Below are 25,889 nucleotides of genomic sequence, written 5' to 3' on the forward strand. Positions count from 1 at the left end.
AACAATTAAAATATTAATTTAACTTATTAATTAATACTTTAACAATTCTTTCCTTGAAGATTCTGTAAAGAGAACACTTCTTTTGGTACCAAATGCTGAAATATGCGTAATATTCTGCTGTTCACTGCTCCAGTCTACAAGTATGCTATTTGAAATTTCGATTGTTTTAAATTTATCGACTTCTTTTATTCTGGAATAACAAACTAAAACATCGTCGCTTTCAATCTCTTTCGATAAAAAAGTAATGGGTCTTGACTGTCCGTTTATTTTTATCGAAAAGTTTTCAGTAAGATATTTTTTAAGTAAATCGATATCAGCAGGTGTTTCTTTTTCGGTTCCTACGAACGTTTTTTTATGGTATTTTTTTTCCATTGCGTTATTCAAATCATCCACAAAAATTCTTGAAGTAATTTGAATCATTTTTTTCTCCGCAGCATAATCTACCTGAAAAACACCTACATAAAATTTATGAAAGGCAAAGGCAGAAAGCGACAGAAACAATATCCCTATTACAGGATAAATCAATATTTTTTTCATTATTGAGAGGCCTTCACTTTTTTAAATTCAGCATTTTTATTGATTAGGAAATCTATCAACTCAAATTTCTGATCTTCACCAACATGTCTTTTTGATTCCGGATCATTAGAACAATACATCAAAAACAAATCGACTTCATCTTTTTGTAAACCTAATGTTTTGGTAAAAAAATCAGGTTTAAAATTAGCTTTTGAATATTCTACAAAAGCGATATCGGAGATTTCTTCTTCTTTTACTTCTTCATTTTTAGAAAGAGCCTTTTTAAGATCTTTAAAAATTCGAACAAAATCCATTCCGTATTTAATGGTTTGATCAGAATACATCACTGTATTTTTTGCAGTCGATTGTCTGTCATCTTCATACAGCTTATCAACATATTGCTGCGTATTGCTGTCTAATGATTTTACTTTTAAATCTTTACGAACCACAACTTCTTTTAACTCATTACTAATCAATTCCAGAGGCACCGTAAAAAGTATCTGAGAACAATCTTTTTCTGTTAAAACAATTTTTTTAGACTGAAAAGCAAGACCTGTAAAAACCAGTGTATCTTTTGGCTGAGCCAAAATATCAAACAAGCCGCCCGGACCTATAAAAGTTCTGGATTTGGCATTAATATTCATGATATAACCGCTTTCAATAGAAAGAGATTTGTTTGTAACCTGACCGTGTAGTGGTTTCCTGAAGTTATTTTGTCCGGACATGAATTGACAAAATAAGCAAACAACGAATATTCCTAGTTTATTTTTCATTTTCAAGAATTATTAGATATTTCCGAGCTAAATCTGTTATTAAAAACATACTCATTGTTTTGTTCTTTGTATTCAAAGATACGGCAAAATCAGCATCATCCACACAATATAATTGAAATCCTTTTATATCATCTGCCGGAATTTTTAATCTTTCAGTATAATAATTCTCATCAAAAAGATATTCTATTTTCTTAAAAAGCATTTCTCTCTTTTCTACATTTACTTCTTTTTTCAGCATTTTAGTACGACCAGAAATAGCATTCAAAAGTTTATCTACAGATGTTGAAGTTGCCGTATATACTTTTCTTTCGGCTGGTGTATATGTTTTTTGACCACGCGGAACAATTCCTAAATTTTCAGCCGTAATTCCGTAATTATCATTTACAACCACTTCTTTAAGCTCAATTTCTTTTGCTGTCATTTTTATCACAAGCAGACTTGCATTCAAATCCTCTGCAGAAATCCTGCGTTTTAGCGGTTCTAAATTGACTGAAGAAAAAACCAAAACATCTCCTTCTTTTGCTGTAATAGAAAATCGCCCGTCGGCATCAGAAATCGTAGAAACCTGGGTCGTGTTGTTAATAATATTTACACCGTCAACCGAAGTCGATTTTTCAAAAATCTGCCCGAGAATTTCCTTAGAAGAGCCATTTTGCCCAAAACCAATTTGAACAAAAAAGAAAATTAAAATTATATGTAGCGTATTATTTAACCTCACTGGCAATCATTTCTTTATACTTTACTGCTAATTCTCCCAGTAAAAATTCGGTTGAAGTTTTATTTTTTGAATTCAAAATATTGGTAAACTGTTTGTTTTCAACTGCATAATACTCGAATCCTTTTACATATTCAGCCGGAATTTTCAAGCGTTCAACAAAATGCTCAAGAGTAAACATTTTTTCTAAAAGTCTCATGAAAAATTCCTTTTTCTCTACCTCAACTTCTTTTTTCAGCATCGCAGTTCTTCCTGAGAAAAAATTAAACAAAGGATCTGCAGAAATTGATCCGCCCACCATTCCGGTAGCACTGGCCGTAGCGTTTAAATCTGATGCCGTATGTAATTTTCTTTCGGCCTCGGTATATGTTTTTTGTCCGGCCGGAACAATTCCGAGAGAAACCGCATTTATATTATCATATCTTTTAACGATAACTTCCTGTAATTGATGCATGACAAGATTCATTTTTACCGTAAAATTCAAATCGGTAAAATTATCACAAGTCAGCGAAACCCTGTTTTCTTTAAATTGAATCGAAGAAAAAACAAGCACATCATCTGGTTTTGCTAAAATTGAAAAAGCTCCGGAAGCATCTGTTGTTGTCATTGTTTCTGTTTGAGAATTAACAACATACACCCCTTCTAAATCGTTAGTATTTGCAGTAATTTTTCCGTTAATGAGAGTGCGTTCCTGACTTTGAGACCAGGAATTCTGACTTATAACAACAACTAAAAAACATACAATACCCTTTGTCAAAATAGAAAATTTAGGAAATTATTAAAAAGGTAAAAATATCCTAATGTCGTCCAAATTTAATATTAAGAAGTTGGTAAAAATATGTTAATTAAACTCTTATTTTACAATTCTGGAGAGACACTTTATTTCATATCTTTAACCAAAAGAATTTGAGTTTAGAATTATGAAAAGTATTATCATCGCCAGCACATCTACTTTGCACGGCGGCAGTTATTTAGAGTATTTATTACCTACATTACAAAATCATTTTAAAGACTGTAAAACTATTTTATTTATTCCGTATGCTAGACCGGGCGGAATTTCACACGACGAATACACAAAAAAAGTCTCTGAAGCATTTACAGTTATAAATATCAATGTAAAAGGCATTCATGAATTTGAAAGCCCGGAAATAGCAATCGAAAATGCAGAAGGAATATTTACCGGCGGCGGAAATACGTTTTTGCTTGTAACTCAGCTATACAAAAACAACGTCATGCAGCTTCTGGCTGAAAAAGTAAAAAGCGGAACTCCATATTTAGGCACAAGCGCAGGAAGTAATATTTGCGGTTTATCTATGCAGACAACCAACGACATGCCTATTATTTATCCGCCAAGTTTTCAAACTTTAGGATTAATTCCGTTTAATTTAAATCCACATTATTTAGATCCGGATACAAATTCACAGCATATGGGCGAAACACGCGAAACAAGAATAAAAGAATTTCATGCTTTTAATTCAATTCCGGTTTTAGGCTTAAGAGAAGGAAGCTGGCTTGAAGTAAAAGGAAATATGATAGTTTTAAAAGGTTCTTTGAAAGCCAGACTTTTTAAACAAAATCAAATTCCTGAAGAATTAGAAACAGAAAGCGATTTGAGCGATTTAAAATAATTTTTGAACCATATAAGTAATTTAAGTTCATTTAATTTAGAGTTTATAAACACCTTAAAAACTTACTTTACTTATATTACTTATATGGTTCAAAAAATAATAAAAACAAAAAAGCCTCAAACAATGTTTGAGGCTTTTAAAGAGCGAAAGACGAGGCTCGAACTCGCGACAACCAGCTTGGAAGGCTGGAGCTCTACCAACTGAGCTACTTTCGCATTAACAGGGTGCAAATTTAAAAAATTTAATCTTTAAAAAAAATAAAAATCAAAAAATTTATTTTTGCGAAACAAACTATAAGGCTTGTTTTAGAGCGAAAGACGAGGCTCGAACTCGCGACAACCAGCTTGGAAGGCTGGAGCTCTACCAACTGAGCTACTTTCGCATTGCTGGTGCAAATATAAAAAGAAAGTTAAGTGCAAAACAAGCTTTTTGGCAAAAAAAATTAAATAAAAACAACATTTATTTATAACGCATTTAAAATTAAAAAGTTATAAAATCAATTATTTTTAAAAAATCATGAGCATTATTTAGAAAATGCATGAAAAGTAATTTTATCACTCGTTCGTTTCGTCTTTGAAAAGACAAATCAATCGAAAGCCCCGAATCTATTGGGAAAATGATCTTTAAAAATAGTATATTTTTTGAATTTTTATAACAATAAAGAATTAACAGGAATTATTTCGTTATTAGACAAAATCAATCCTATATTTGCCGAGCGAAATTAAACTCAAATTAGAGGATTTGAAAAAGCTTTGCCAGACATTGTAAACCTACACAGCAATGTAACCAAAGTCAAGTTAATTTGGTTTAGCCATAACAGTTGTCATTGGCTTTACATAAAAATGAGATACCAGCCCCAAGGTGAACCATTTGATATTAAAGCATTATTTAATGTTTAAAATTTTATAGAATGAAGAAACTTTACTTTTTTTTATTGGTTTGCTGTTTAATTGGATGCAAAAAAAACGATCCAAAACCAACACCCGTAATCACAAAAAAAGCTCCGGCAATTATACTTACTGATGAAAGAAAAGTAGATGTTGACACTGCACTTTTAGGCACTTTTAAAAGTGAAACTCTTAAACAATTTTATAGTTCATCTGAAAATAAAACCGTTTGGGGAAATCTAAAAAAGAGACAATATGTTATTACTCAATTAGAAAAATCGGAAGAATTAGGTTTAAATCCGGAAGATTACAAAATAGAGCAGCTTAAAAAACTGGAAAGCAAAATTAGTAGTTTAAACGATTCTGATTTAGCCACTTATGATATTTTACTAACTTATAATTTCGAATTATATTTAAGTCACTTATATAAAGGCAAACTTGATCCGAAGAAATTATATACAGACTGGGATTTAGATGAAAAAACCTTTGATGTAAACAATGTATTAATCAAAGCCTTTAACAACAATAAATTAGACAGCATTGTCGAGAACATTCAGCCAAAATCAATAATTTATAAAGAGTTATTAAAATCACTTGAAGTTATTAATACTTTTCCTGATGAAGATATTCCAACTATTGAAACTTCTGCAAAGAAAATAACTTTAAATGACACAAATAATGCTGTAATCAATATTAAAAAAAGGCTTTTATTCTGGAAAGACATGTCTGGAAAAGACAGTCTTACCAATAAATACGATCAAAAAACATTTGAAGCCGTTAAAGCATTTCAGGAAAGACATGGCTTGGCTAATGATGGTGTTATTGGTGCAGGAACAATCAGTGCTTTAAATTATTCTAAAGAAAAAAGAAAACAGCAAATCATTGCAAATTTAGAACGCTGGAGATGGTACCCAGCTGAATTTGCCGAAAACTATTTTATTATAAATATTCCTGACTACAGCCTGAATGTAGTTGAAAATCAAGACACAACATTAGTTCGAAACATCGTTGTAGGAACGAGTAAAAGAAAAACGCCTATCATTACGTCGGTTTTAAAAACGGTGGTTTTTAATCCTACATGGACTGTTCCGCCAACAATTTTAAAGGAAGATGTGGTTCCGGCTATGAAACGTAACCGAAATTATTTAGCTAAGAAAAACATAACAATTTATGACACTTCCGGAAATGTTGTAGAACCGCATGCCTGGAACGAAAATAAACCTAACAATTACAGATACGTACAAAGTCCGGGTTATAACAATTCATTAGGATTAATGAAGATTTTATTTCCAAATCATCATAGTGTCTACCTGCACGATACGAACCACAGAAACTATTTTGAACGCAGCAACCGTTCGCTAAGTTCAGGCTGTGTTCGTGTAGAAAATCCTCTTGAATTAGCACAGCACATTTTGGATGACCCTGAAAGGTTTTCTAAAGAAAAAATCGATACTATAATTGCTTCTAAAAAAACAATGAGCTTTAAAATCACCAAAAAATACGCTTTGTATCAATGGTACTGGACAGCCTGGAGCAAAAAAAATCAGCTCATTTTCAGAGCTGATATTTATAATCTTGATTCGGATTTGTATGCTAAATTAAGAGATTAGCTTCTCATCCATAATAAAATTTCTTGACGGATGATAGATATACAAACATGATTTGTCTTTTATGACCTGGATGATTTCATCTGTTAATTCAACAGGAACTGCTGGACAGCCTTGGCTTCTGCCTAATCTTTTATGATCTCTGATAAAAGATTCAGAAACATAGTCTGCTCCGTGCATTACCACACCTCTATCGCGGGCGTTATCGTTAAGACCTCTTTCTAAACCGTCTAAACGTAACGATGCACCGTGTTTACCTTGGTAGATTTCTCCAGTTGCATAAAAACCTAAACTACTTTTAAATGAAGAGTTTAAATTTGAGAATGCCGTAGCAAATTCTTCTCCGGTATTTCTACCATGAGCCACTAAAGAATTAAACAAAATTTTGTTGCTTGTCAAATCAATCACCCAAAGACGTTTTGTATTTGATGAAAGACTGAAATCAATTAACGTAAGAATGTTTTTTTGGATAACTCCTTTTTCTTTTAAAAGATAAAATCCTTTTAAAGCTTCTGTAAAAGTTTTAAGCTCAGGAAGTTTACAATTGTTCGCGTCTAATGTGCTATACACATTTGCAATTTTAGCATCAACAGAAAGGTTTGTCTCAACTTTTGCAATGTTTCTGCTTTTTGCAGATTTCAATTCGGCAGTGTTTTTTGAATCTTTACCAAAAGACAATAGAAAAAACACCAATAGCGGATAAATTTTGTAAATCATTGAATTTCTTTAGGTTAATAATAAGATTTGGGTAGAGCAAAAGTATAAATTTTTGAAAGGCCTCAAAATAAAACACTGTAAATCAGGCTTTTTTTGTTTAAAATTTAACATTATTAACATAATTCTAATGTTTCTGTAAGATTTTTTCTCACGCAAAAAATCATAATATTTCAGCCGTTTTTCTTAAAAAAAGTAGAAAAAGATGGAAATTTTGAAACTTAAACTGTAACAAGTAGAAAAAAAAGTAGTCTATTATTTCTATATTAAAGTACTTTTACACTCATTTTCTTTTAACTTTTCATGAAAAAACTAGCTTTTCTTATTCTTCTTTTATCTACTCTATGCTGTTTTGGTCAGAAAAAAACACTGCAGGCGAAATCTATTTCGCAAAATATTTCTATTGACGGAAAACTAGATGAAAGTGCTTGGGAAAATGCTCAAATGGCTTCAGATTTTATTACTCTTGAACCAGACAATGGAAAGGCTGAACCAGGCGACAAAAAAACCAGCGTCAGGGTTTTGTATGATAATGATGCCATATATATAGGTGCCATGATGTATGATAATGAGCCTAATAAAATTTTAAAAGAAATTTCTCAGCGCGATAATTTTGGAACAGCTGATCTTTTTGGCGTTTTTATTAATGGTTTTAATGACGGCCAGCAGGATTTTATGTTTTATGTTTCGGCAGCTGATGTTCAGGGAGATTGTATTATGACAGATGCTAATGGTGAAGATTATTCGTGGGATGCCGTTTGGATAAGCAAAGCTGCCATTACAGAAAACGGATGGGTTGCAGAAATAAAAATTCCATATTCGGCATTGCGTTTTTCTCAGGAAAACAAACAAACCTGGGGAATTAATTTTTTTAGAGAAATAAAACGTACTCGTTATAAATATACCTGGAATTTTGTTGACAAAAAAATTGGGACTTTTACTCAGCAAACCGGTGCTTTAGAAGGAATTGAAAATATCAAACCTCCTACCCGATTGTTTTTTATGCCTTATGCTTCTTATTATTTGAATGCTGCCGACGGGCAAAAAACTTACGGAACTGTAAAAGGCGGAATGGATATTAAATACGGAATTACAGATGCGTTTACTCTTGATGCGATTTTAATTCCTGATTTTGGACAGACAAAATACGACGACCAGATTTTGAATTTAGGTCCGTTTGAACAGCAGTTTAACGAGAACAGAGCTTTTTTTACCGAAGGAACCGACTTATTTAATAAAGGAAATATGTTTTATTCGAGAAGAATTGGCGGAAAACCTTCTGTTGAGCCTGATTTAAAAGATAATGAAGAAGTTATCGAAACAGTACAAAATGTCAATTTGATAAATGCCTTAAAACTTTCCGGAAGAACTAAAAACGGTTTAGGAGTTGGAGTTTTAAATGCCGTTACCGAAAAAACTTTTGCTACTATAAAAGATACCATAACCGGCGAAACCAGACGTGTAGTTGTTGAACCGCTTACCAATTATAATGTTTTGGTTCTGGATCAGCGTTTTCGCAAAAATTCATCTGTTACGCTTATCAATACAAATGTTACCCGAAACGGTCATTATAAAGATGCCAATGTAACGGGTTTAGCCTGGGATTTAAATACTAAAGCCAATACTTACAGCTTGTTTGGAAATGTAAAATACAGTACCATTAATGATACCAAAAACACACATGGGTTTTACTCAACGGTTAGTTTTGCCGAAACCAGTGGTAAATACCGTTATAGTGTAGGTACTGATTTTGTTTCAAAAGATTTCGACCCGAATGATTTAGGAATTAATTTCTATACTAATTATTATAATTTTTACGGAAATGCCAATTACCGAATTCTAAATCCGACCAAACTTTTTAATAGTTTTAAAATTGATTTTGACACCTATACCGAATTCAATAAAGATTCAGGAAAAGTTCAGGACAATAAAATTGGAGCAGAAGTAAATTTAAGTACTGTAAAAAACAATTATTACGGAATGGGTATTACTGTTTCGCCTCTTGAATCTCATGATTATTATGAGCCAAGAGCTGAAAACAGATACGTTATAATTCCAAGAAAATTTGATTTTTGGTGAAGCATTTCAACAAACTACAATCATAAGTTTGCTATAGATATAAATCCGTCATTATCAGTTGCTGATGAACCCGGAAGAGCGGCTTACGGTACAGATATTAGTCCGAGATACCGTTTTAGCGATAAACTTCTTTTAGTATATAGTTTCAGTTTTCTTAAACGAAATAACAACAAAGGATACATCGACAGCTACGATGATGACGACAATGACAATACTCCTAAAACTATTGTTTTTGCTAATCGTGATGTTATTACTTACGCCAATACGATTACAGGGAAATATGCTATTAACAGCACTATGACGCTTAATCTGGCTGTTCGTCAATATTGGTCTTCGGCAGAAAACAAAGACATTTTAAAACTTGAACAAGACGGATCTTTAACTCCGTACCCGCAGTATACTGAGAATAAAAATTCAAGTTTCTATTCCTGGAATGCTGATTTATCTTATTCATGGTGGTTTGCTCCGGGAAGCCAGCTTTCTGCTTTGTACAGAAACAATGCTTCCAATTTTGAACGCATCATTGATAAAGATTTCAAACACAACGTAACGGGGCTATTAAACAATGATGCCTTAAAACACATTTTTTCTGTAAGTGTAAAATATTTTATCGACTACAATGCTGTCAAAAATAAGATTCGAAAAAGAGCTTAGCGTGAATAAATTTTAAAAAATAAAGAGTAATATAATTAAATTAATATTTTTTGTTACACTTCGTTTTATTAAACATAAATGTCATAAAGCTTTCTCTTCAAATTTTAGAAATGCCTTATCTTTGTAGAAAACAAAAATGTAATGAACAAAAAAGTTATCCTTATGATTTTAGATGGTTGGGGAAAATCTCCTGACCCTAAAGTATCTGCAATAGACAATGCAAATGTTCCATTTATAAATAGTCTTTACAAAAATTACCCAAGCGCACAGCTGCGTACCGACGGATTAAACGTTGGTTTACCAGAAGGCCAAATGGGAAATAGTGAGGTTGGACACATGAATCTTGGTGCCGGAAGAATTGTTTATCAGGATTTAGCAAAAATTAATTTAGCTGTAGCCCATAAAACTCTTGCAAAAGAACAAGTTCTTATTGACGCTTTTACTTATGCAAAAGACAACAATAAAAAAGTACACTTTTTAGGATTAGTTTCTGATGGAGGTGTTCACTCTCATACTTCACACCTTCGCGGATTAATTGATGCTTCGCAGGAATATGGTTTAGATCAGGTGTATGTTCACGCTTTTACAGACGGACGTGACGTTGATCCAAAATCGGGAGCAAAATACATTCATGATTTACAAGATTACATTAAAGATACTCCTGTAAAAATTGCTTCTATTGTAGGTCGTTACTACGCAATGGATCGTGATAAACGTTGGGAACGTGTAAAATTAGCTTACGATCTTGTTGTAAACGGTGTTGGAACTCCATCAACAAACCCAGTTTCAAGTGTTTTAGAAAGCTATGAAAAAGATGTTACTGATGAGTTTATCGAACCAGTTGTTATAGTAGATGAAAATGCAAAACCTCTTGCAACTATTGTAGAAGGTGATGTTGTTATTTTCTTCAACTTTAGAACAGACAGAGGACGTGAACTTACTGAAGCGCTTTCTCAGCAGGATTTCCACGAGCAAAACATGCATAAGTTAAACTTATATTATGTAACGCTTACAAACTACGACGAAACGTATCAAAATGTAAAAGTAGTTTACAACAAAGATAATATCACAGAAACTCTTGGTGAAGTTTTAGAAAAAGCAGGAAAAAAACAAATCCGTATTGCTGAAACTGAAAAATATCCACACGTAACTTTCTTCTTCTCAGGCGGAAGAGAAACTCCTTTTGAAGGCGAATCAAGAATCTTGAGAAATTCTCCAAAAGTAGCCACTTACGATTTACAGCCGGAAATGAGTGCTTATGAATTAGCAGATGCTCTTGTTCCTGAATTAAATAAAGGTGAAGTAGATTTCGTTTGTTTAAATTTCGCAAACGGAGACATGGTGGGTCACACCGGAATCATGGAAGCGGCAATTAAAGCTTGTGAAGCTGTTGACGCCTGCGCGAAAAAAGTAATCGAAGCCGCTCTTGCAAATGATTACACTACAATCGTTATTGCTGACCACGGAAACTGCGAAACAATGATTAATCCTGATGGAAGCCCAAATACAGCGCACACAACAAATCCAGTGCCGATTATTTTGGTTGACAAACAATTGAAAAATATTCAGGATGGTGTTCTAGGCGACATCGCTCCTACTATTTTAGAATTAATGGGAGTGCAGCAGCCAAACGCTATGACTTGTCATTCATTATTATAGAAAACTATTTCTTATATAAAAAGAGGCTGATTTTAAAAAATCAGCCTCTTTTTTTTTACATCTTTTGTGTCATTTCGACGAAGGAGAAATCTGCGCAAGTAACTCCATCCCTAAAAATCTCCAATCTTTGTAGAGCTTCTTGCGCAGATTTCTCCTTCGTCGAAATGACAAGATTGTGTATTTTACATTATAAAATAATGATACAATTGCTCAACACCATAAATTATAAGCCCAATAACACCGCCAACTAAAGTTCCGTTGATTCTGATGTATTGAAGATCTTTTCCTATTTCTAATTCCAGTTTTTCAGAAACCTCTTTTCCGTCCCAGCTTTTTACGGTTGATGATATTAAATCTCCAATTACTTTTTTATTATTTAGAAGAACCGACAGCAAATCATTTTTAATGAAATTATTGATTTTGTCAATCATAATTGAATCTTCTTTAATTCCGTTTCCAAAAGTCTGGATAAGGCTTGAAATACTATTTTTAATCGAAGAATTATCACCTTTGTCTAAATCATTGGTTATCGAAAGTTTTATTTCATCCCAAATTCCATTAATGTAATCCTGAACTTCTTTTTTCCCAACAAAACCTAAAATCATATCGTTGATTTTAACTCTCATTTCTTCCGAATTTTTTACTTTTTCTAAAAAATTGAAAATGTATTCATCGATTTTTAAACGTACAGCACTTTCCGGTTTTTTAGCTTCATTTAAAAAATCCTGCAAACCGTTAAAAACACCTTCTGTAATACTTTTATCCGCCAGTCCGAAACTTAAAAACGGAGTCGACGCTTTTACTTTCTGCCTGATTAAATCTTTATTATTAGTTAACTCGCTGCTCATCACTTCCAGAAGATTCGTCAGCATTTGATTTTTTAAATCCCCTTTCTGTAAAGGTTCTAAAGCCACTGCAACCCAATTTCCAAAATTTATTCCTTCGAGTTTTTCTTTAAACTGAACCTGAATAAATCTTTTGATATCTTCATCTTTAATCGCTTTTAAAATTCCAGGAATAATATTTACCGCAACAACGCTGGCAATCTTATCTGCATTTTCTTCCTGAGAAAGCCAATCTGAAGCTTTTGTGGCAAAATTAAATTCGTCAAGTTTAATTTCCAGTTTTTCCCTATTGAGGAATTCTTCTGAAACAAAATTTCCAAGGTTTTCTCCAATTTCATTTTTCTTAGTCGGAATAATAGCTGTGTGCCAAATCGGGATTCCCAGCGGATGACAAAACAGAGCCACAACGGCAAACCAATCGGCAATTCCGCCAACCATTGCCGCTTCGCTAAACGCCTGTAAAATGGGAATTTTAAAATAAATAGCAATTATAAAAAGTAATACCGCAAATCCTAAAAGTCCCAAAGCGGTTCGCTGCATTCGTCGCAAAGCTTTTACTTTAGATATATCCTGATCTATAATAGTTTTCATGATTTTACATATTTTTACTACTAATTTAAGGCTTTTTTCTGAGATCGTTCTTCAATCTTAATCTTTAAATAGCCACTAATTCACGAATTTCATTTAAAAATTAATTAATTCATTTGGTAATATGTTTTTTAAAAATTTTGTTTTGAGATAATTCGTGAATTCGTGGCGAAAAATTTTAATTAAAAATTGTACTTTTGCCAACTGAAAATCTGAAAAATATGATCATCCAAAAAACCAGAGAAGAAATCGAATTAATGCGCGAAAGTGCTTTGATCGTTTCAAAAACATTAGGAATGATTGCTTCTGAAATTAAAGAAGGAGTTACTACATTATATCTAGATAAATTAGCCGAAGAATTCATACGTGATCACGGTGCAGTTCCTAGTTTCTTAGGATTATACGGTTTCCCGAATTCACTTTGTATGAGTCCGAATTCTCAGGTTGTACACGGAATTCCGAATAATATTCCTTTACAAAGCGGTGATGTAATTTCTGTAGACTGCGGTGCTTTTAAAAATGGATATCATGGAGATCATGCTTACAGTTTCGAAATTGGAGAAGTTGCTCCTGAAGTTAAAAAACTTTTGCAGGTAACTAAAGAATCTCTTTACGTTGGAATTAGAGAATTTAAAGCTGGAAATCGTGTAGAAGATGTTGGAAATGCGATTCAAAAATATACTGAAGCTCACGGTTACGGTGTTGTTCGTGAATTAGTTGGACACGGTGTTGGACAAAAAATGCACGAAGAACCAGAAATGCCAAACTACGGAAAACGCGGACGCGGGAAACTTTTTGTTGAAGGAATGGTTGTGGCAATTGAACCTATGATCAACATGGGAACACGTAATATCAAACAACACAAAGACGGCTGGACAATTACAACCGCAGACGGAAAACCTAGCGCACATTTCGAACATGACGTAGCTTTAGTTGATGGAAAACCGGAATTATTATCGACTTTCCAATACATCTACAAAGCTTTAGGAATCGAAAGCAATGAAGAAGACGAATTCAGAAAAGTACCGTTGGTGTTATAACACAGATTTCACGAATTTGCACGGATTAGTGTTACCGTAAAATTACACTGAATGAATGTTTGAATGATGAGTGAATTATATTTAAGAGACGAATCCTATAAAATTATTGGGATTTGTATGGAAGTCCATAAAATTTTAGGAAAAGGACATAGTGAAAAGGTTTATGGAGATGCTTTAGAATATGAATTTCAACGAAATGAGATTCCGTACAATAGAGAATTAAGATATAATATTACTTATAAAGATATCATATTACCAAGTTACTATTTTGCAGATTTTGTTATTTTCGATGAAATTATTTTAGAACTTAAAGCAATTACATCATTAACAACAAGCGAGATAAAACAAACATTAAATTATTTGGCTGCATCAAAAAACAAACTTGGTTTATTAGTCAATTTTGGAGAAGACAGCCTCAAATACAAAAGAATAATATTATAACCCAAATCAAAAGTTCGTGAAATTTCACCGCAACGATAATTAGTGTCAATTTGTGAAATTCGTGTTCAAATTTATTTAACTGTGAAAAAACTTTTTAAATTAGTTTTAAATACTATTCCCCGCCCTTTATTAATTCGTTTGAGTTATGTGGCGCGACCAATTTTAGCATTCTCATTAAAAGGAGATAAATTTACTGATCCAATTGATGGCAGAGGTTTTAAATCTTTTCTTCCGTACGGATACGGAAAGCAGCGTAATAATGTGCTTTCGCCAAGTACACTTTCGTTAGAAAGACACCGCTTGCTTTGGCTGTATTTAAACGATCAGACTGATTTTTTTACCGCACCAAAAAAAGTTTTGCACTTTGCTCCGGAGCAGGCTTTTTACAAAAGATTCCGCAACCAGAAAAACTTGGATTACACGACAACCGATTTGTTTTCGCCTTTGGCCGATGTAAAAGCAGATATTTGTAATTTGCCTTTTAAAGACAACGAATATGATGTTATTTTATGTAATCACGTTTTAGAACATATTCCGGATGATACAAAAGCAATGCAGGAATTACACCGTGTTTTAAAACCGGGCGGAATGGCGATTTTACAAATTCCACAAGATTTAAACCGCGAAGTTACGTTTGCAGACGATTCTATTACAGATCAAAAAGAACGTGCTAAAATCTTCGGACAATACGATCACGTTCGCATTTACGGACGCGATTATTTCAACAAATTACGAAGCATTGGTTTTATTGTTATTGAAGAAGATTATACGAATAAAATTGCACCAGAATTGGTAGAAAAATACTGTTTAGCAAAAGGAGAAATTATTCCGCTTTGTTTTAAACAGGAAAACTAATTTTTCTCCATACAATGATATAAGTTCATTTAAAAAGAGTTTTCAAATTATTGATATTTTGAAAACTCTTTTTATTTTTTTGCCCAATCCTAAATTATAAGCCAACCAAATCCCTAAACCTTGGAACCTACAAAATCATTTCAATTTTGTTTTGACATTAGTTTTGACAAAAATCTTAATGCCCATATTCCAACATCTTATATCGTTGAGAATACTGATGAAATTAAATATTTAGATAAAAAAGCAAGTCCCGGCGTAATGCAGAGTTTCGGAATTGTTTTTGATGATTTAGATTCTAACACCAAAAAAATTCTAACAGCTTGCGAATCTTTAAAACCTGAATTTATTTTCAAGAAATTCAGCACCAAAATCAAATCGGCTAAAACTATTGCTGATTTACAAAAAGATTCAAAAATTGAGTTTGCCATTCGTCAGCATTTAAAATTTCATTTAAGTTCTTTTTACGATTTGATTGTAAAAGAACAATTTCCTTTGTCTTTAAATCTCGGACCAGAAAAAGATTTTTATCGTTCAAAAGTAAATATAGAACCTCTTTATTTTGAGCCGCAGATTCAGTTTGACAAACACGCTGAAGGAATTACTTATACCCTTTCGCTAAAAGAAAACGAAAAAGCTTTTCTGCCAATGGAAAGTAATGTGGATATTCTTTTAGATGAACCGGGCTGGTTAATTATCAATAAAAAATTAGGTCAGTTAAAAGAGCTGAATGCTAAAAAACTAATGCCTTTTTTGAAGAAAAAATCCATCGAAATTCCATCAAAATTAGTCGATGATTATTTCAAAAGTTTTATTCCGGAGATTGCTAAAAAAATTGATATTGAAGCTACTGGTTTCGAAATTGAACTTCGGGACACATTAGTTTCCTGCTCGATTCAGCCAGTTTACGATTTCTTCAAAAACTGTTATTATCTCAACCTTTATTTTGATTACAACGGTTATTCATTTGATGCGAGTAAAACGAAGAAAACACATTCTTTTGTAGATTTCAGTATTGCCAATGAACCGAAAATAATTCAATTCAAACGTAATACAGATGAAAATTTATATACAGAAAAATTAGAAGAAATTGGTTTAATAAAAATCAAGAATGAGTTATTTGGACTGAATTCTGAAGCTGAAATTTCAGATCCTTATATCAATATTCAGTTAATAATCGATAATAAAGAAAAACTGAAAAGTTTAGGTTTTGATATTCAGAATTTAAAACTCGAAAGCAAAGAAATCATTACTTCAAATCACACTATTTCGGCTTCAAAAGACACAAATGGAGATTGGTTTGATATTAAAATCATCATTACTGTTGGCAATTATAAAATTAATTTCAGCGAAATTATTCCAAATATAAAAAGTAAGGAAAGGCTTTTTGCATTGCCTGATGGAAACTATTTTTTAATTCCGCTGGAATGGTTCAGCAAATATGGTTCTCTGGCAAAACTGGCAAAAACAGAAGGAGAAACTTTGCTTTTACGCAAAAGCAATTTTACGGCTCTGGATGCCATTCCGGAAATCAAAGACGAAGTAACAGCTCAAGTTGAATACGCAGCTTCTGATTTATTAAAAGCAACTTTAAGACCTTATCAGATTGATGGCGTGAAATGGCTTTTAGGTCATTTTAATTCCAATCATGGTGCTTGTCTGGCCGATGATATGGGACTTGGAAAGACATTACAGACTCTGGCAGTTTTGGTTGCCGTTCAGGAACAATTGGAATTTACGACTAAAACTACCAATTTTGATTTATTTGCCAACGAAACCACGATTGAAAGAGAACCGCTAAAAGCTTTGATTGTTTTACCTTCTTCATTGGTTTTTAACTGGTTTAATGAAGCTGGGAAATTCACGCCGCATTTTTCGAGAATGCAATATGTGGGCAATGACAGAAAACAATTAGCTGCAAGATTAGCCACAACAGATTTGATTTTTACGAGTTACAGCATCATTCATCGTGATATTTCAGTTTTAGAAAAATACGATTTCCGTTATTTAATTTTGGACGAAAGTCAATACATTAAAAACAAGAATTCTAAGATTTTTAAAGCTATAAACAAAATAAGTACGGGTCATAAAATTGCTTTGAGCGGTACGCCAATCGAAAATTCGCTTGACGATTTATGGTCGCAGATGCAGTTTATAAATCCGGATATTCTGGGCAGTTATAATTTTTTTGTTGACAATTTTAAAAATCCAATTGAGAAAAAGCAGAACGAAGATGTTTTATCTGAATTGAAAAATCTCGTTCAGCCTTATATTTTAAGACGAACTAAAGAACAGGTTTTAAAAGATTTACCAGAATTATCAGAGCAGATTTACTATTGCGATATGGATCCTGAACAGGAAAAATTATACGAACAGGAAAAATCAAAAGCTCGTAATTTCCTTTTAAAAACTGATGGCTCAGGTCCGGATAAAATCAGCATTATTAATACGTTGATGAAGTTAAGACAATTGAGTAATCACCCAAAAATGGTCGATCAGGAATCTGAAATTGATTCGGGAAAATATATTGCGGTTACTAATTATCTTGAAAATTTGGTAAAAGCAAAACAGAAAGTAATCATTTTCAGTTCGTTTGTTACCAACCTGAATTTTTATACAGATTGGTGCAAAGAAAACAAAATAACGTATTGTGAAATTACTGGCGAAACTCCTGCAAGTAAAAGAGAACAAGAAGTAAAATTATTTCAGGAAAAAGAAGAACCTTTATTATTTTTTATTTCGCTAAAAGCCGGTGGTGTTGGTTTGAATATTACAAAAGCGTCTTATGTTTTATTTTTAGATCCGTGGTGGAATCCTTTTGCTGAAAAACAGGGAGTTGGACGAGCGCACCGAATTGGACAGTTAAATAAAGTAAACGTAATTCGTTTTATTTCTAAAAATACGGTGGAAGAAAAAATCATCAAACTGCAGGAAAACAAAAAGCTTTTATCAGATTCGCTTCTTGAAGAAAGTTATATCAATGATGAAATTGAAGCCAATTTAGAATACATTCTGAATTCTTAAAATTGCCCGATCCAATAAAATAGCATCTTATTACGTTTAATAAAATTCTTATATTTACAATCTTACAACGTAATAAGATGCCAAAATTTTTATATCAAAGCTTAATTGCGCTTTTTATTTTTACTTCGGCGAAAGCCCAGGAAATACAAACTGAAGTAGTTCCTCCATATAATATCAAAACCGTAACTTTTGTTCAGAATGGCAATAATGTCGTTCCTATATTTCCATTAGGCGATTCATTTGAATTCCAATTTGATGATTTATTTGGCAATGAGGCCAACTATTATTTTGAAATCACACATTGCGATTATAACTGGAAACCTACAGATATTCCTAAAACGGATTATCTGAGAGGCTTTGACGGACAGCGAATTATGGATTATTCTAATTCTTTTAATACACTGCAGATTTATTCGCATTACCGTCTTTCTTTCCCAAATCAATTTGTTACCCAAATTAGATTATCAGGAAATTATATTCTGAAAATTTTAAATGAAGATAAAGAAGTAGTTTTCTCGAGAAAGTTTATTGTTTATGAAGAACATTGTACGGTTGCCGCACAGGTAAGAAGAACCCGAAACCTCAGCAATATTGATTATAAACAAAATCTGGATTTTACAATTGCTTCAAACGATATTACGTTTCAGACGCCAACACAAAATGTAAAAGTGCTTTTATTGCAAAACGGAAATTTTAATACTGCGATTAAAAATGTTCCGCCACAATATACAATTGGAAATCAACTGGTTTATAAGTATGACGGAGAGACTCAGTTTTGGGGCGGAAATGAATTTTTATATTTTGAAAATAAAGACATTCGTGCTGCCAATAATAATGTAGGCCGCGTTGGTACCAATAGTGATATTTACAATGCGTATTTGTATACCAATGCTGCAAGGGGAAACCAGATTTATACCAACTATGATGATGTAAACGGAAATTTTGTTGTGAAAAACATAAATGGTTCAGACAACAGCATTGAAGCTGATTATGCCTGGGTTTATTTTACTCTTTCGGCACCGGCTTTCAGGCTTAACAAGGACATTTATATTACCGGAATGTTCAACAATTACAGCCTTTCGCCAGAATATAAAATGGATTACAATACGGATAAAGCTGTTTTTGAAAAGGCTGTTATGATCAAACAAGGTTTTACTAATTTTCAATATACAGTTGCTGATAAAAAGGGAAATATTGATTATGAAAATGCGATTGACGGTAATTTTTATCAGACAGAAAATGAGTATACGATTTTAGTTTATTACAAAGAAAGTGTAGATCGTTATCAAAGAGTGATTGGAAAAGGCAACGCAAACTCCATAAATATAGTTAATTAAAACATTGTTAAGGTTTTAGGTTTCCTAGTTTTTTTTCGTAGCTTTGTACCTATAACACACAGATTTACTAGGTTAGTATGGTTTCTCAAATTACTCGAGGCATAAAAATATCAGTTTTAACTAGTTTTGAAGGCACTTACTTCAAAAACTACAAGATCCATTTTGCTTTTAGTTATGTAGTTACAATCGAAAATCATAGTAAAGATTCTGTACAATTAACTTCTCGCCACTGGGAAATTTTCGATTCTCTAAATGATTTAGATATTGTTGACGGTGAAGGTGTTATTGGTAAAAAACCTGTTTTAAAACCAGGCGAAAACCATACTTACAGCTCTGGCTGTTTATTATCATCTCCTTATGGTGCCATGAAAGGTCATTTTAATATGATCAATTTCACGACAACTAAAACATTCAAAGTAATTGTGCCTACTTTTAGAATGTGCGCTCCTTTTGCATTGAACTAATCAACGTTTTATTTCGATTACCTCATCGTTAGTAATAGCGTAAACTTTGTCGTTTTCTTCTGGAAATAAATAAAAATTGCCTGTAAATTCTCCAAAAGAAGGAAAAATCATTTGATGCGGTTTTCTAAAAAAACAGGATAAACTCAAGAATTGTTTTCCCAATCCTTTTAGTTTGATTCCCGGATGAATGTGTCCGCATAAATTAAAAAAGTTTTCTCTTGTTGTTGGGTGATGCGTTAAAAGAAAATCATCAATAATTAATTCTTCGTAGATTTCGATATTTAAATCGGCATAGTTTTTCTTTGAGATGATGTCGTGATTGCCTTCAATTAAAATAATCTGCTGCGAAACGGTTTTAGTCCAATCAGAGAAAAAATTCCATTCGTTATTAATTTTACTGTGAAACAAATCTCCGAGGAAAATAATAGTTTCAGCATCAAATAAATGTAAAACTTCATTTAATCGGGTAAAATTTTCTAAAACTGCTTTTTCAGGAATCGCCATTCCGTGTTTTCTGAAATGCGCAATTTTTCCTAAGTGCAAATCAGAAATAAAGAGAATTTTCTTTTCTTCCCAAAAAGCAGCACCAGATTGATGTAAAACGAAATTTTGATTGTTGATGTTGATATTCATATTCTTTATTTCATATAACTCGCCGTCATTTTTTTAATTCTTTCCTGCAAAGTTTCGCTTGATATTTTCTCTCGCAAACGATCTGTAATTATCGGAAAACTAAACGGCGTTGGCTTTTTACATTGTTTCCAGACAATATTTTGACTGTTAATTCTTTCCATTGCCTGAATCAAACGTCCTTCTTCTAACTGATGTTCAAAGGTTTCGATAAAAGCCTGCTGCAAAAGTAAATTATCGGGTTCATAATCTCTAAAAACTTCAAAAAGCAATTGCGAACCGCTTTGTAAATGTTTTGTTTTAACTGGTTTTCCTGGCATTCCGGTAAAAACCAAACCGGCGATTACGGCAATATCCCTGAATTTTCGGCGCGCCATTTCGGTTGAATTTAAACTTTTCTGCAAATCATGATGCACATATTCTGTCGTGAATAAATTATTATCAAAAACCGATTCCATATCAATTTCCTGATCAGAAAGCAGTTCAAATCCGTAATCGTTGTAAGCAAGTGAAAATGTGATTGGCGACAGCAAACTAATTCGATACGAAATTAAACTTGCCATTGCTTCATGAACATAACGACCTTCAAACGGATAAAAAATCGCGTGATAACCTTCTCTTGTTTTAAACGTTTCAATTAAAAATTCATTGTTATTGGGTACAATACTTTCTTTTCGTTGTCTGTCAAAAATAGGTTTTAAAGCTTTTAGTTCGGGAGTCAAATTGTCTGTGTTTGCAGTATACAATTCTTCCCGAAGCAATTCACTCATTTGTGCCGATAAAGTCATTCTTCCTCCCATCCAGCTCACAACTCTCGCTGTTTTCTTTGGATCAGCTTTTCGAACCAAAACCTGCATGTTTTTTATCTGAAACAATTCAAGTCGTCTTCCGGCAAAAGTAAAAACGTCTCCTCTTTGTAATTTTGAAGCAAACCATTCTTCGACAGTTCCTATAAATCCTCCGCCAAGAAATTTTACGTTTAAAACAGCATCGCCTACAATAGTTCCCATTTGCATTCTGTGATGCATGGCAATAAAACGACTGTTGATTTTATAACGTCCGTCTTCTTCAATTTCTACTTTTTTAAATTCGTCGTAAGCTTGTAAACTCTGGCTTCCGTTTGTAATGAAATTCAAAATCCAGTTCCAGTTTTCTTTGGTTATATTTTGATAACAGAAAGTTGTTTTTACTTCTTCGTAAATTTCATCTGGAAAAAATCCATCAGAAACGGCTAGCGTATTTAAATATTGAACCAAAACATCCCAACTGTTTAAATACGGCATTCGGTCTTCGACAACGGTTTTGGCAACCGCTTTTTTTAATGCCGAAGCTTCTATTAATTCCATTGCGTGTGTGGCGAGAAAATAAATCATACTTTCTTTTCCTGGCTGGTGTCCGCTTCTTCCTGCTCTTTGCAGAAATCTCGCAACGCCCTTCGGTCCGCCAACTTGGATAATCGTTTCAACAGGAGCAAAATCAACACCAAGATCTAAACTCGAAGTACAAATGACTACTTTTAATTCTTCGTTTCTAATGGCATCTTCGACCCATAAACGGGTTTCTCTGCTGATGCTTCCGTGGTGCATTGCGATTTCTCCGGCAAATTCAGGATATCTTTCTAAAATCGCCTGAAACCAAATTTCGCAAGCTGAACGTACATTCGTAAAAATCAAAGTTGTTTTACTTCTTCGGATAATTTTTGCAACCTCATCAATCAAATGCAAACCCATGTGTCCGCGCCACGGATAGGTTTCCATTTTTTCAGGTAGAATCGATTCTATTTTTATTTTTTTATTGATGTGGGCTTTTATTAAAACCGAGTTTTTATAAGCTTCCGTATCGTGTCCCAATAAAACTTCCTGCGCCAATTCGAGATTGCCAATTGTTGCAGAAATTCCCCAGATTTTCATTTTTGGCGCGATTGTTTTTAATCTCGAAAGTGCCAATTCCATTTGCACGCCACGTTTGGTTCCCATTAATTCGTGCCATTCGTCAACTACAATTGCACCGCAATTGGCAAATGTTTTTCCGTATTGTTTTGATGCTAACAAAAGCTGTAAACTTTCAGGCGTTGTAATTAATAGATCGGGCATTTTGTTTTTCTGCTTCGTTCTTTCGCTTTGCGAAGTATCTCCAGACCGAATTCCGACAGTTAAAGGCAAACCTAAATCGGTAATAATTCGTTCCGCAGCTTGTTTTATTTCTACAGAAAGCGCTCGTAATGGCGTAATCCAGATGGCTTTTAATCCGGGTTTGTGTTTGGTTTTATAATCGGGATTTTTTTTGATGTAATCGAGAACTACAGGAAACCACAAAGCATAGGTTTTTCCGCTTCCGGTTGGCGCGTTTAATAAACCGTTTTTTCCTTGCAGAAAAGCCGTCCAGGTTTGCGTCTGGAATGGAAAAGATTTCCACCCCTGACTTTTAAACCAGTTTTCGGCAATTGTATATAGTTCTTCTCTGTTCATTTTTTTAGGTTCAGAGTTGCAAAGGCTCAGAGGGACAAAGTTTAATTGTTTCGTATTTTTTTCTTTGAAACTCTGTTACTTTGTCCCTTTGAACCTATTACGAAATCATATTTTTTAAATCTTCAATAGAATTAGCTTCTTCTATTTTTTTGTCTTGTCGCCATCTCAAAATTCTTGGAAATCTTGTTGCGATTCCGCTTTTATGTCTTTTCGAAAGTGAAATTCCTTCGAAACCAATTTCAAAAACTAATTTTGGTGTGACACTTCGAACGGGGCCAAAGCGTTCTAAAGTATTCTTCTTTATAAAATCATCTACTTTTCTGAATTCAGCATCGGTTAAACCGGAATAGGCTTTTGCGAAAGTTACGAGTTCTTTTTCGCCGTTTTCATTGTTTTGCCAAAGCGCAAAAGTATAATCGGTAAACAAATTCGAGCGTCGACCGTGTCCGCGCATGGCGTAAGTAAGAACGGCATCAATTACCAACGGTTCGATTTTCCATTTCCACCAATCGCCTTTTTTTCTTCCAATCTGATAGGGCGAAGTATTTCTTTTCAACATCAAACCTTCACTTTTCATTTCGCGGGCGCGTTCCCTTTCTTTTGCAACATCTTCCCATGAAGTTAGAGAAACTCTTTCTGAAAGTCGGAATGAGGTTGTTAAGTCTTTGATTTCATTGTACAAATCTTCCAGTAATTTTCTTCTTTCTATATACGGAAGATTTCTAATATCTTTTCCTTCCCATTCTAAAATATCGTAAGCTTTTAGAATAACCGGAACTTTTTCCAGCAGATTTGTCGATATAGTTTTTCTCCCAATTCTGGCCTGTAAATCATTAAAAGTTCCAATTTGATTATCGGGAAAAGCCAAAATTTCGGCATCGATCACAGTTCCGTTTGGAATAATTCCTGCGAAAGACTGAAACTCCGGATATTTATCGGTAACCAGCTCCTCGCCTCTTGACCAAACGTAAATTTCATCGTCACGAATAATGGTTTGCGAACGAATTCCATCCCATTTATGTTCGATTGACCAATCTTCGGGATTTCCTAAGTCTTCGATTTCGCCTTCAATTGGATACGCCAAATAAAACGGATATGGTTTTGATAAATAATCTGAACTTTTTTCATCCAGAATCAATTCCTGAAATGTGATCGTATTTGGATTCCAATTTCCCATTAATTTATAAGCCAGCGCATCTTCATCTACATTTTCTGCTTTTGATAAAGCCCTTGTCATAAGTTTTTGGCTTACGCCGATTCTGAAACTTCCTGTGATTAATTTGGTAAAAACAAAACGCTCATAATAATTAAGCGCCATCCAGTTTTGCTGTAAATATTCTTTTTTCTCCGAATCGGTTTTTCTCTTTAAAGCAATGATTTCCTGAAGAAATTCAGTTAGACTTTTATCGGAATGTTCATTAGTTGTTGGAATTATCAGTGCAATAGTTTCAGCCAAATCTCCCACAATATGATAACTTTCTTCAAAAAGCCACAACGGAATATTCGCCAATTCGTTTGCCCAAAGTCTTAATAAAGTCGTATTTACAGGTCTCGGCGGACGACGGTGCGATAGAATGGCAATTGTCCATACTTTATCTTCTGGCGAGGCATTTTTAAAATACGTCGTCAGCGCATCGACTTTTACATTCGTTTTATTTGAACTGTCCAGTGTTTTTATGAGTTGGGCGAAATTTTTCATTTACATTTAATTTTCAGAAATAATCGAAGTTTCATTTTGATCGATTTCTGCTTCTTTATCTTCTTTTTCCATTTCTGCAGTTTCGCCTTCATATTGTGTTTTTTCGGTTCTGGCATCGTAACCTAATTCTCTTAGATATTTGGCGAAAATATCGGTATAACCATGTGTGCAAATTACTCGTTCTGCACCAGTTACTTTAATACTTTCTAATAAAGAATGCCAATCGCAGTGATCGCTTAATACAAAACCTTTGTCGATGGCACGTCTGCGTCTTGCGCCTCTAAAAGCCATCCATCCGCTTGCTGCTCCGGTTACAAAAGGCGTCATTTTTCTTATCCAGATACTACCGTGTGCGCTTGGCGGCGCGAGAACTATATTTCCTAAAAGTGCCTCTCTTTTGGTTTCTTTGGTAATTAATTCAGTTGGTGGAAAATCAACCATCGGGCGCAAAACATTCGTCATATTTTCAATGGCGCCGTGTGTATATATTTTTCCGATATCGGTATCTAAGTATTTTAAAAGTCTTTGCGCTTTTCCTAAAGAATATCCAAAGAGAATGGAAGTTCTTCCTTCAGCTTTATTCTCTGCCCACCAATTGTTGATTTCAGAAATTACTTCGGTTTGTGGTGTCCAGTTAAAAGCCGGTAATCCGAAAGTGCATTCAGTTATAAAAGTGTCGCATTTTACGACTTCATACGGTATTGAAATTCCGTCATCTTCCGTTTTATAATCTCCTGTAAAAACCCATACTTCACCTTTATGTTCTACCCGAATTTGTGAACTTCCTATAATATGTCCGGCAGGATGAAGGGAAAATTTTACATTATTGATTACAAAGGTTTCTCCCCATTCTTTCCCGGTTACATTTATTTCACCCAAGCGATGACGAATTATCGGAATATTGGTATGGTGTGTAATGTAATTTTGATGTCCCCACCGAGCGTGATCCGAATGTCCGTGCGTTATGATTGCGTTCTTTACAGGACGCCAAGGATCAAGATACACGTCGGCCTGCTGGCAGTAAATACCTTTGTCGTTAAAAGCTAAAAGTGGTATTTTCATAGTAGTACAGTTAAAGCATTCTTTTCAGAAGTAGCTCAAATTTAAACCTTTATACAAAGACCCGTTTTACAACTTCATGCAATTAGTTTATTAAATTACAACTTTTTAATATTGTATTGTGATATAATCAAATTATCATTTGTACTTTTGTAAAAAATTAAACAATTCGTAAATTTTAAAATAATTTATCCCATGTTAAAAGGATTC

The 25,889-nt window shown here is 33.6% G+C and carries 19 protein-coding genes, 2 tRNA genes and 1 pseudogene; 10 read left to right on the forward strand and 12 right to left on the reverse strand.

What is annotated here, in order from left to right; all coding sequences use genetic code 11:
- Positions 1-30: 30 nt before the first annotated feature.
- From ABDW27_RS00155 to ABDW27_RS00170, 4 genes are read right to left on the reverse strand one after another with little or no spacing between them, the layout of a single operon-like run.
- Positions 31-537 carry a DUF6702 family protein gene (locus ABDW27_RS00155; RefSeq protein ID WP_343694052.1) on the reverse strand — a complete coding sequence of 169 codons (507 nt, stop codon included), beginning with the start codon at positions 535-537 and terminating at the stop codon, positions 31-33.
- Positions 537-1,289: a hypothetical protein gene (locus ABDW27_RS00160; RefSeq protein WP_343694053.1), complete on the reverse strand. Its 753-nt coding sequence runs from the start codon at positions 1,287-1,289 to the stop codon at positions 537-539. The genes ABDW27_RS00155 and ABDW27_RS00160 overlap by 1 nt, the downstream gene beginning before the upstream one ends.
- Positions 1,279-2,007, reverse strand: a complete 729-nt coding sequence (locus tag ABDW27_RS00165; protein ID WP_343694054.1) for a carboxypeptidase-like regulatory domain-containing protein — start codon at positions 2,005-2,007, stop codon at positions 1,279-1,281. Before ABDW27_RS00165 ends, ABDW27_RS00160 begins: the two co-directional genes overlap by 11 nt.
- Positions 1,994-2,761, reverse strand: a complete 768-nt coding sequence (locus tag ABDW27_RS00170) for a carboxypeptidase-like regulatory domain-containing protein (RefSeq protein ID WP_343694055.1) — start codon at positions 2,759-2,761, stop codon at positions 1,994-1,996. The genes ABDW27_RS00165 and ABDW27_RS00170 overlap by 14 nt, the downstream gene beginning before the upstream one ends.
- A 163-nt stretch (positions 2,762-2,924) precedes the next feature.
- Here ABDW27_RS00170 and pepE point away from each other — a divergent pair, with 163 nt between their 5' ends.
- A complete protein-coding gene (gene pepE / locus ABDW27_RS00175; protein WP_343694056.1) occupies positions 2,925-3,632 on the forward strand; it encodes a dipeptidase PepE in 708 nt (235 codons plus the stop codon).
- A 142-nt stretch (positions 3,633-3,774) separates the two neighbouring features.
- Here the strand turns inward: pepE and ABDW27_RS00180 are convergent.
- Positions 3,775-3,847: transfer RNA gene (locus ABDW27_RS00180), tRNA-Gly, on the reverse strand.
- Positions 3,848-3,941: 94 nt separating this feature from the next.
- Positions 3,942-4,014, reverse strand: a tRNA-Gly gene (locus ABDW27_RS00185).
- 528 nt (positions 4,015-4,542) lie between these two features.
- Between ABDW27_RS00185 and ABDW27_RS00190 the strand changes: the two genes are divergently transcribed.
- Positions 4,543-6,129 (forward strand): L,D-transpeptidase family protein, encoded by a 1,587-nt coding sequence (locus ABDW27_RS00190; RefSeq protein ID WP_343694057.1) that lies wholly within the window; start codon positions 4,543-4,545, stop codon positions 6,127-6,129.
- On the opposite strand, the gene ABDW27_RS00195 is transcribed toward ABDW27_RS00190, so the two are convergent.
- Positions 6,118-6,843, reverse strand: a complete 726-nt coding sequence (locus tag ABDW27_RS00195; protein WP_343694058.1) for a murein L,D-transpeptidase catalytic domain family protein — start codon at positions 6,841-6,843, stop codon at positions 6,118-6,120. The two genes, ABDW27_RS00190 and ABDW27_RS00195, sit on opposite strands and share 12 nt — an antisense overlap.
- A gap of 300 nt (positions 6,844-7,143) precedes the next feature.
- On the opposite strand from ABDW27_RS00195, the pseudogene ABDW27_RS00200 reads away from it, so the two are divergent.
- Both ABDW27_RS00200 and gpmI read left to right on the forward strand, forming a co-directional pair.
- Positions 7,144-9,573: pseudogene (locus ABDW27_RS00200) on the forward strand (DUF5916 domain-containing protein).
- A 141-nt stretch (positions 9,574-9,714) separates the two neighbouring features.
- Positions 9,715-11,232 carry a 2,3-bisphosphoglycerate-independent phosphoglycerate mutase gene (gene gpmI, locus ABDW27_RS00205; RefSeq protein WP_073412455.1) on the forward strand — a complete coding sequence of 506 codons (1,518 nt, stop codon included), beginning with the start codon at positions 9,715-9,717 and terminating at the stop codon, positions 11,230-11,232.
- A 182-nt stretch (positions 11,233-11,414) separates the two neighbouring features.
- Here the strand turns inward: gpmI and ABDW27_RS00210 are convergent, their stop codons facing one another.
- Positions 11,415-12,668: a DUF445 domain-containing protein gene (locus tag ABDW27_RS00210; RefSeq protein ID WP_343694059.1), complete on the reverse strand. Its 1,254-nt coding sequence runs from the start codon at positions 12,666-12,668 to the stop codon at positions 11,415-11,417.
- 218 nt (positions 12,669-12,886) lie between these two features.
- Here ABDW27_RS00210 and map point away from each other — a divergent pair, with 218 nt between their 5' ends.
- From map to apaG, 6 genes are all read left to right on the forward strand, one after another.
- Positions 12,887-13,705, forward strand: coding sequence for a type I methionyl aminopeptidase (gene map / locus ABDW27_RS00215; protein ID WP_073412458.1), 819 nt, complete (start codon positions 12,887-12,889; stop codon positions 13,703-13,705).
- 66 nt (positions 13,706-13,771) lie between these two features.
- Complete coding sequence (locus ABDW27_RS00220) at positions 13,772-14,146, forward strand: GxxExxY protein (RefSeq protein ID WP_343694067.1); 375 nt, start codon at positions 13,772-13,774, stop codon at positions 14,144-14,146.
- Between the two features lie 81 nt (positions 14,147-14,227).
- The gene (locus tag ABDW27_RS00225) at positions 14,228-15,001 is read left to right on the forward strand and encodes a methyltransferase domain-containing protein (RefSeq protein WP_343694060.1); all 774 of its coding nucleotides are present in this window, start codon (positions 14,228-14,230) and stop codon (positions 14,999-15,001) included.
- A 120-nt stretch (positions 15,002-15,121) separates the two neighbouring features.
- Positions 15,122-18,022, forward strand: a complete 2,901-nt coding sequence (locus ABDW27_RS00230) for a DEAD/DEAH box helicase (protein ID WP_343694061.1) — start codon at positions 15,122-15,124, stop codon at positions 18,020-18,022.
- A 77-nt stretch (positions 18,023-18,099) separates the two neighbouring features.
- The gene (locus tag ABDW27_RS00235; RefSeq protein ID WP_343694062.1) at positions 18,100-19,359 is read left to right on the forward strand and encodes a DUF5103 domain-containing protein; all 1,260 of its coding nucleotides are present in this window, start codon (positions 18,100-18,102) and stop codon (positions 19,357-19,359) included.
- 77 nt (positions 19,360-19,436) lie between these two features.
- A complete protein-coding gene (apaG, locus tag ABDW27_RS00240) occupies positions 19,437-19,823 on the forward strand; it encodes a Co2+/Mg2+ efflux protein ApaG (protein WP_012023834.1) in 387 nt (128 codons plus the stop codon).
- On the opposite strand, the gene pdeM is transcribed toward apaG, so the two are convergent.
- The 4 genes from pdeM to ABDW27_RS00260 form a co-directional block, all read right to left on the reverse strand.
- Positions 19,824-20,456, reverse strand: coding sequence for a ligase-associated DNA damage response endonuclease PdeM (gene pdeM, locus ABDW27_RS00245; protein WP_343694063.1), 633 nt, complete (start codon positions 20,454-20,456; stop codon positions 19,824-19,826).
- A 5-nt stretch (positions 20,457-20,461) separates the two neighbouring features.
- Complete coding sequence (locus tag ABDW27_RS00250; RefSeq protein ID WP_343694064.1) at positions 20,462-22,921, reverse strand: ligase-associated DNA damage response DEXH box helicase; 2,460 nt, start codon at positions 22,919-22,921, stop codon at positions 20,462-20,464.
- 97 nt (positions 22,922-23,018) lie between these two features.
- Entirely contained in the window at positions 23,019-24,620 is a 1,602-nt protein-coding gene (locus ABDW27_RS00255) for an ATP-dependent DNA ligase (protein WP_343694065.1), read from the reverse strand.
- Between the two features lie 6 nt (positions 24,621-24,626).
- Positions 24,627-25,682: a ligase-associated DNA damage response exonuclease gene (locus ABDW27_RS00260; protein WP_343694066.1), complete on the reverse strand. Its 1,056-nt coding sequence runs from the start codon at positions 25,680-25,682 to the stop codon at positions 24,627-24,629.
- Positions 25,683-25,889: the final 207 nt, after the last annotated feature.

This window comes from Flavobacterium sp., assembly GCF_039595935.1.
In the GTDB taxonomy this organism is placed as follows: Bacteria; Bacteroidota; Bacteroidia; order Flavobacteriales; family Flavobacteriaceae; genus Flavobacterium.

Coding starts and splice junctions, on each gene's coding strand:
- ABDW27_RS00155 (WP_343694052.1), bottom strand. CDS start 537: ATGAAAAAAATATTGATTTATCCTGTAATAGGGATATTGTTTCTGTCG.
- ABDW27_RS00160 (WP_343694053.1), bottom strand. CDS start 1,289: ATGAAAAATAAACTAGGAATATTCGTTGTTTGCTTATTTTGTCAATTC.
- pepE (WP_343694056.1), top strand. CDS start 2,925: ATGAAAAGTATTATCATCGCCAGCACATCTACTTTGCACGGCGGCAGT.
- ABDW27_RS00190 (WP_343694057.1), top strand. CDS start 4,543: ATGAAGAAACTTTACTTTTTTTTATTGGTTTGCTGTTTAATTGGATGC.
- ABDW27_RS00195 (WP_343694058.1), bottom strand. CDS start 6,843: ATGATTTACAAAATTTATCCGCTATTGGTGTTTTTTCTATTGTCTTTT.
- gpmI (WP_073412455.1), top strand. CDS start 9,715: ATGAACAAAAAAGTTATCCTTATGATTTTAGATGGTTGGGGAAAATCT.
- ABDW27_RS00210 (WP_343694059.1), bottom strand. CDS start 12,668: ATGAAAACTATTATAGATCAGGATATATCTAAAGTAAAAGCTTTGCGA.
- map (WP_073412458.1), top strand. CDS start 12,887: ATGATCATCCAAAAAACCAGAGAAGAAATCGAATTAATGCGCGAAAGT.
- ABDW27_RS00220 (WP_343694067.1), top strand. CDS start 13,772: ATGAGTGAATTATATTTAAGAGACGAATCCTATAAAATTATTGGGATT.
- ABDW27_RS00235 (WP_343694062.1), top strand. CDS start 18,100: ATGCCAAAATTTTTATATCAAAGCTTAATTGCGCTTTTTATTTTTACT.
- apaG (WP_012023834.1), top strand. CDS start 19,437: ATGGTTTCTCAAATTACTCGAGGCATAAAAATATCAGTTTTAACTAGT.
- pdeM (WP_343694063.1), bottom strand. CDS start 20,456: ATGAATATCAACATCAACAATCAAAATTTCGTTTTACATCAATCTGGT.
- ABDW27_RS00250 (WP_343694064.1), bottom strand. CDS start 22,921: ATGAACAGAGAAGAACTATATACAATTGCCGAAAACTGGTTTAAAAGT.
- ABDW27_RS00255 (WP_343694065.1), bottom strand. CDS start 24,620: ATGAAAAATTTCGCCCAACTCATAAAAACACTGGACAGTTCAAATAAA.
- ABDW27_RS00260 (WP_343694066.1), bottom strand. CDS start 25,682: ATGAAAATACCACTTTTAGCTTTTAACGACAAAGGTATTTACTGCCAG.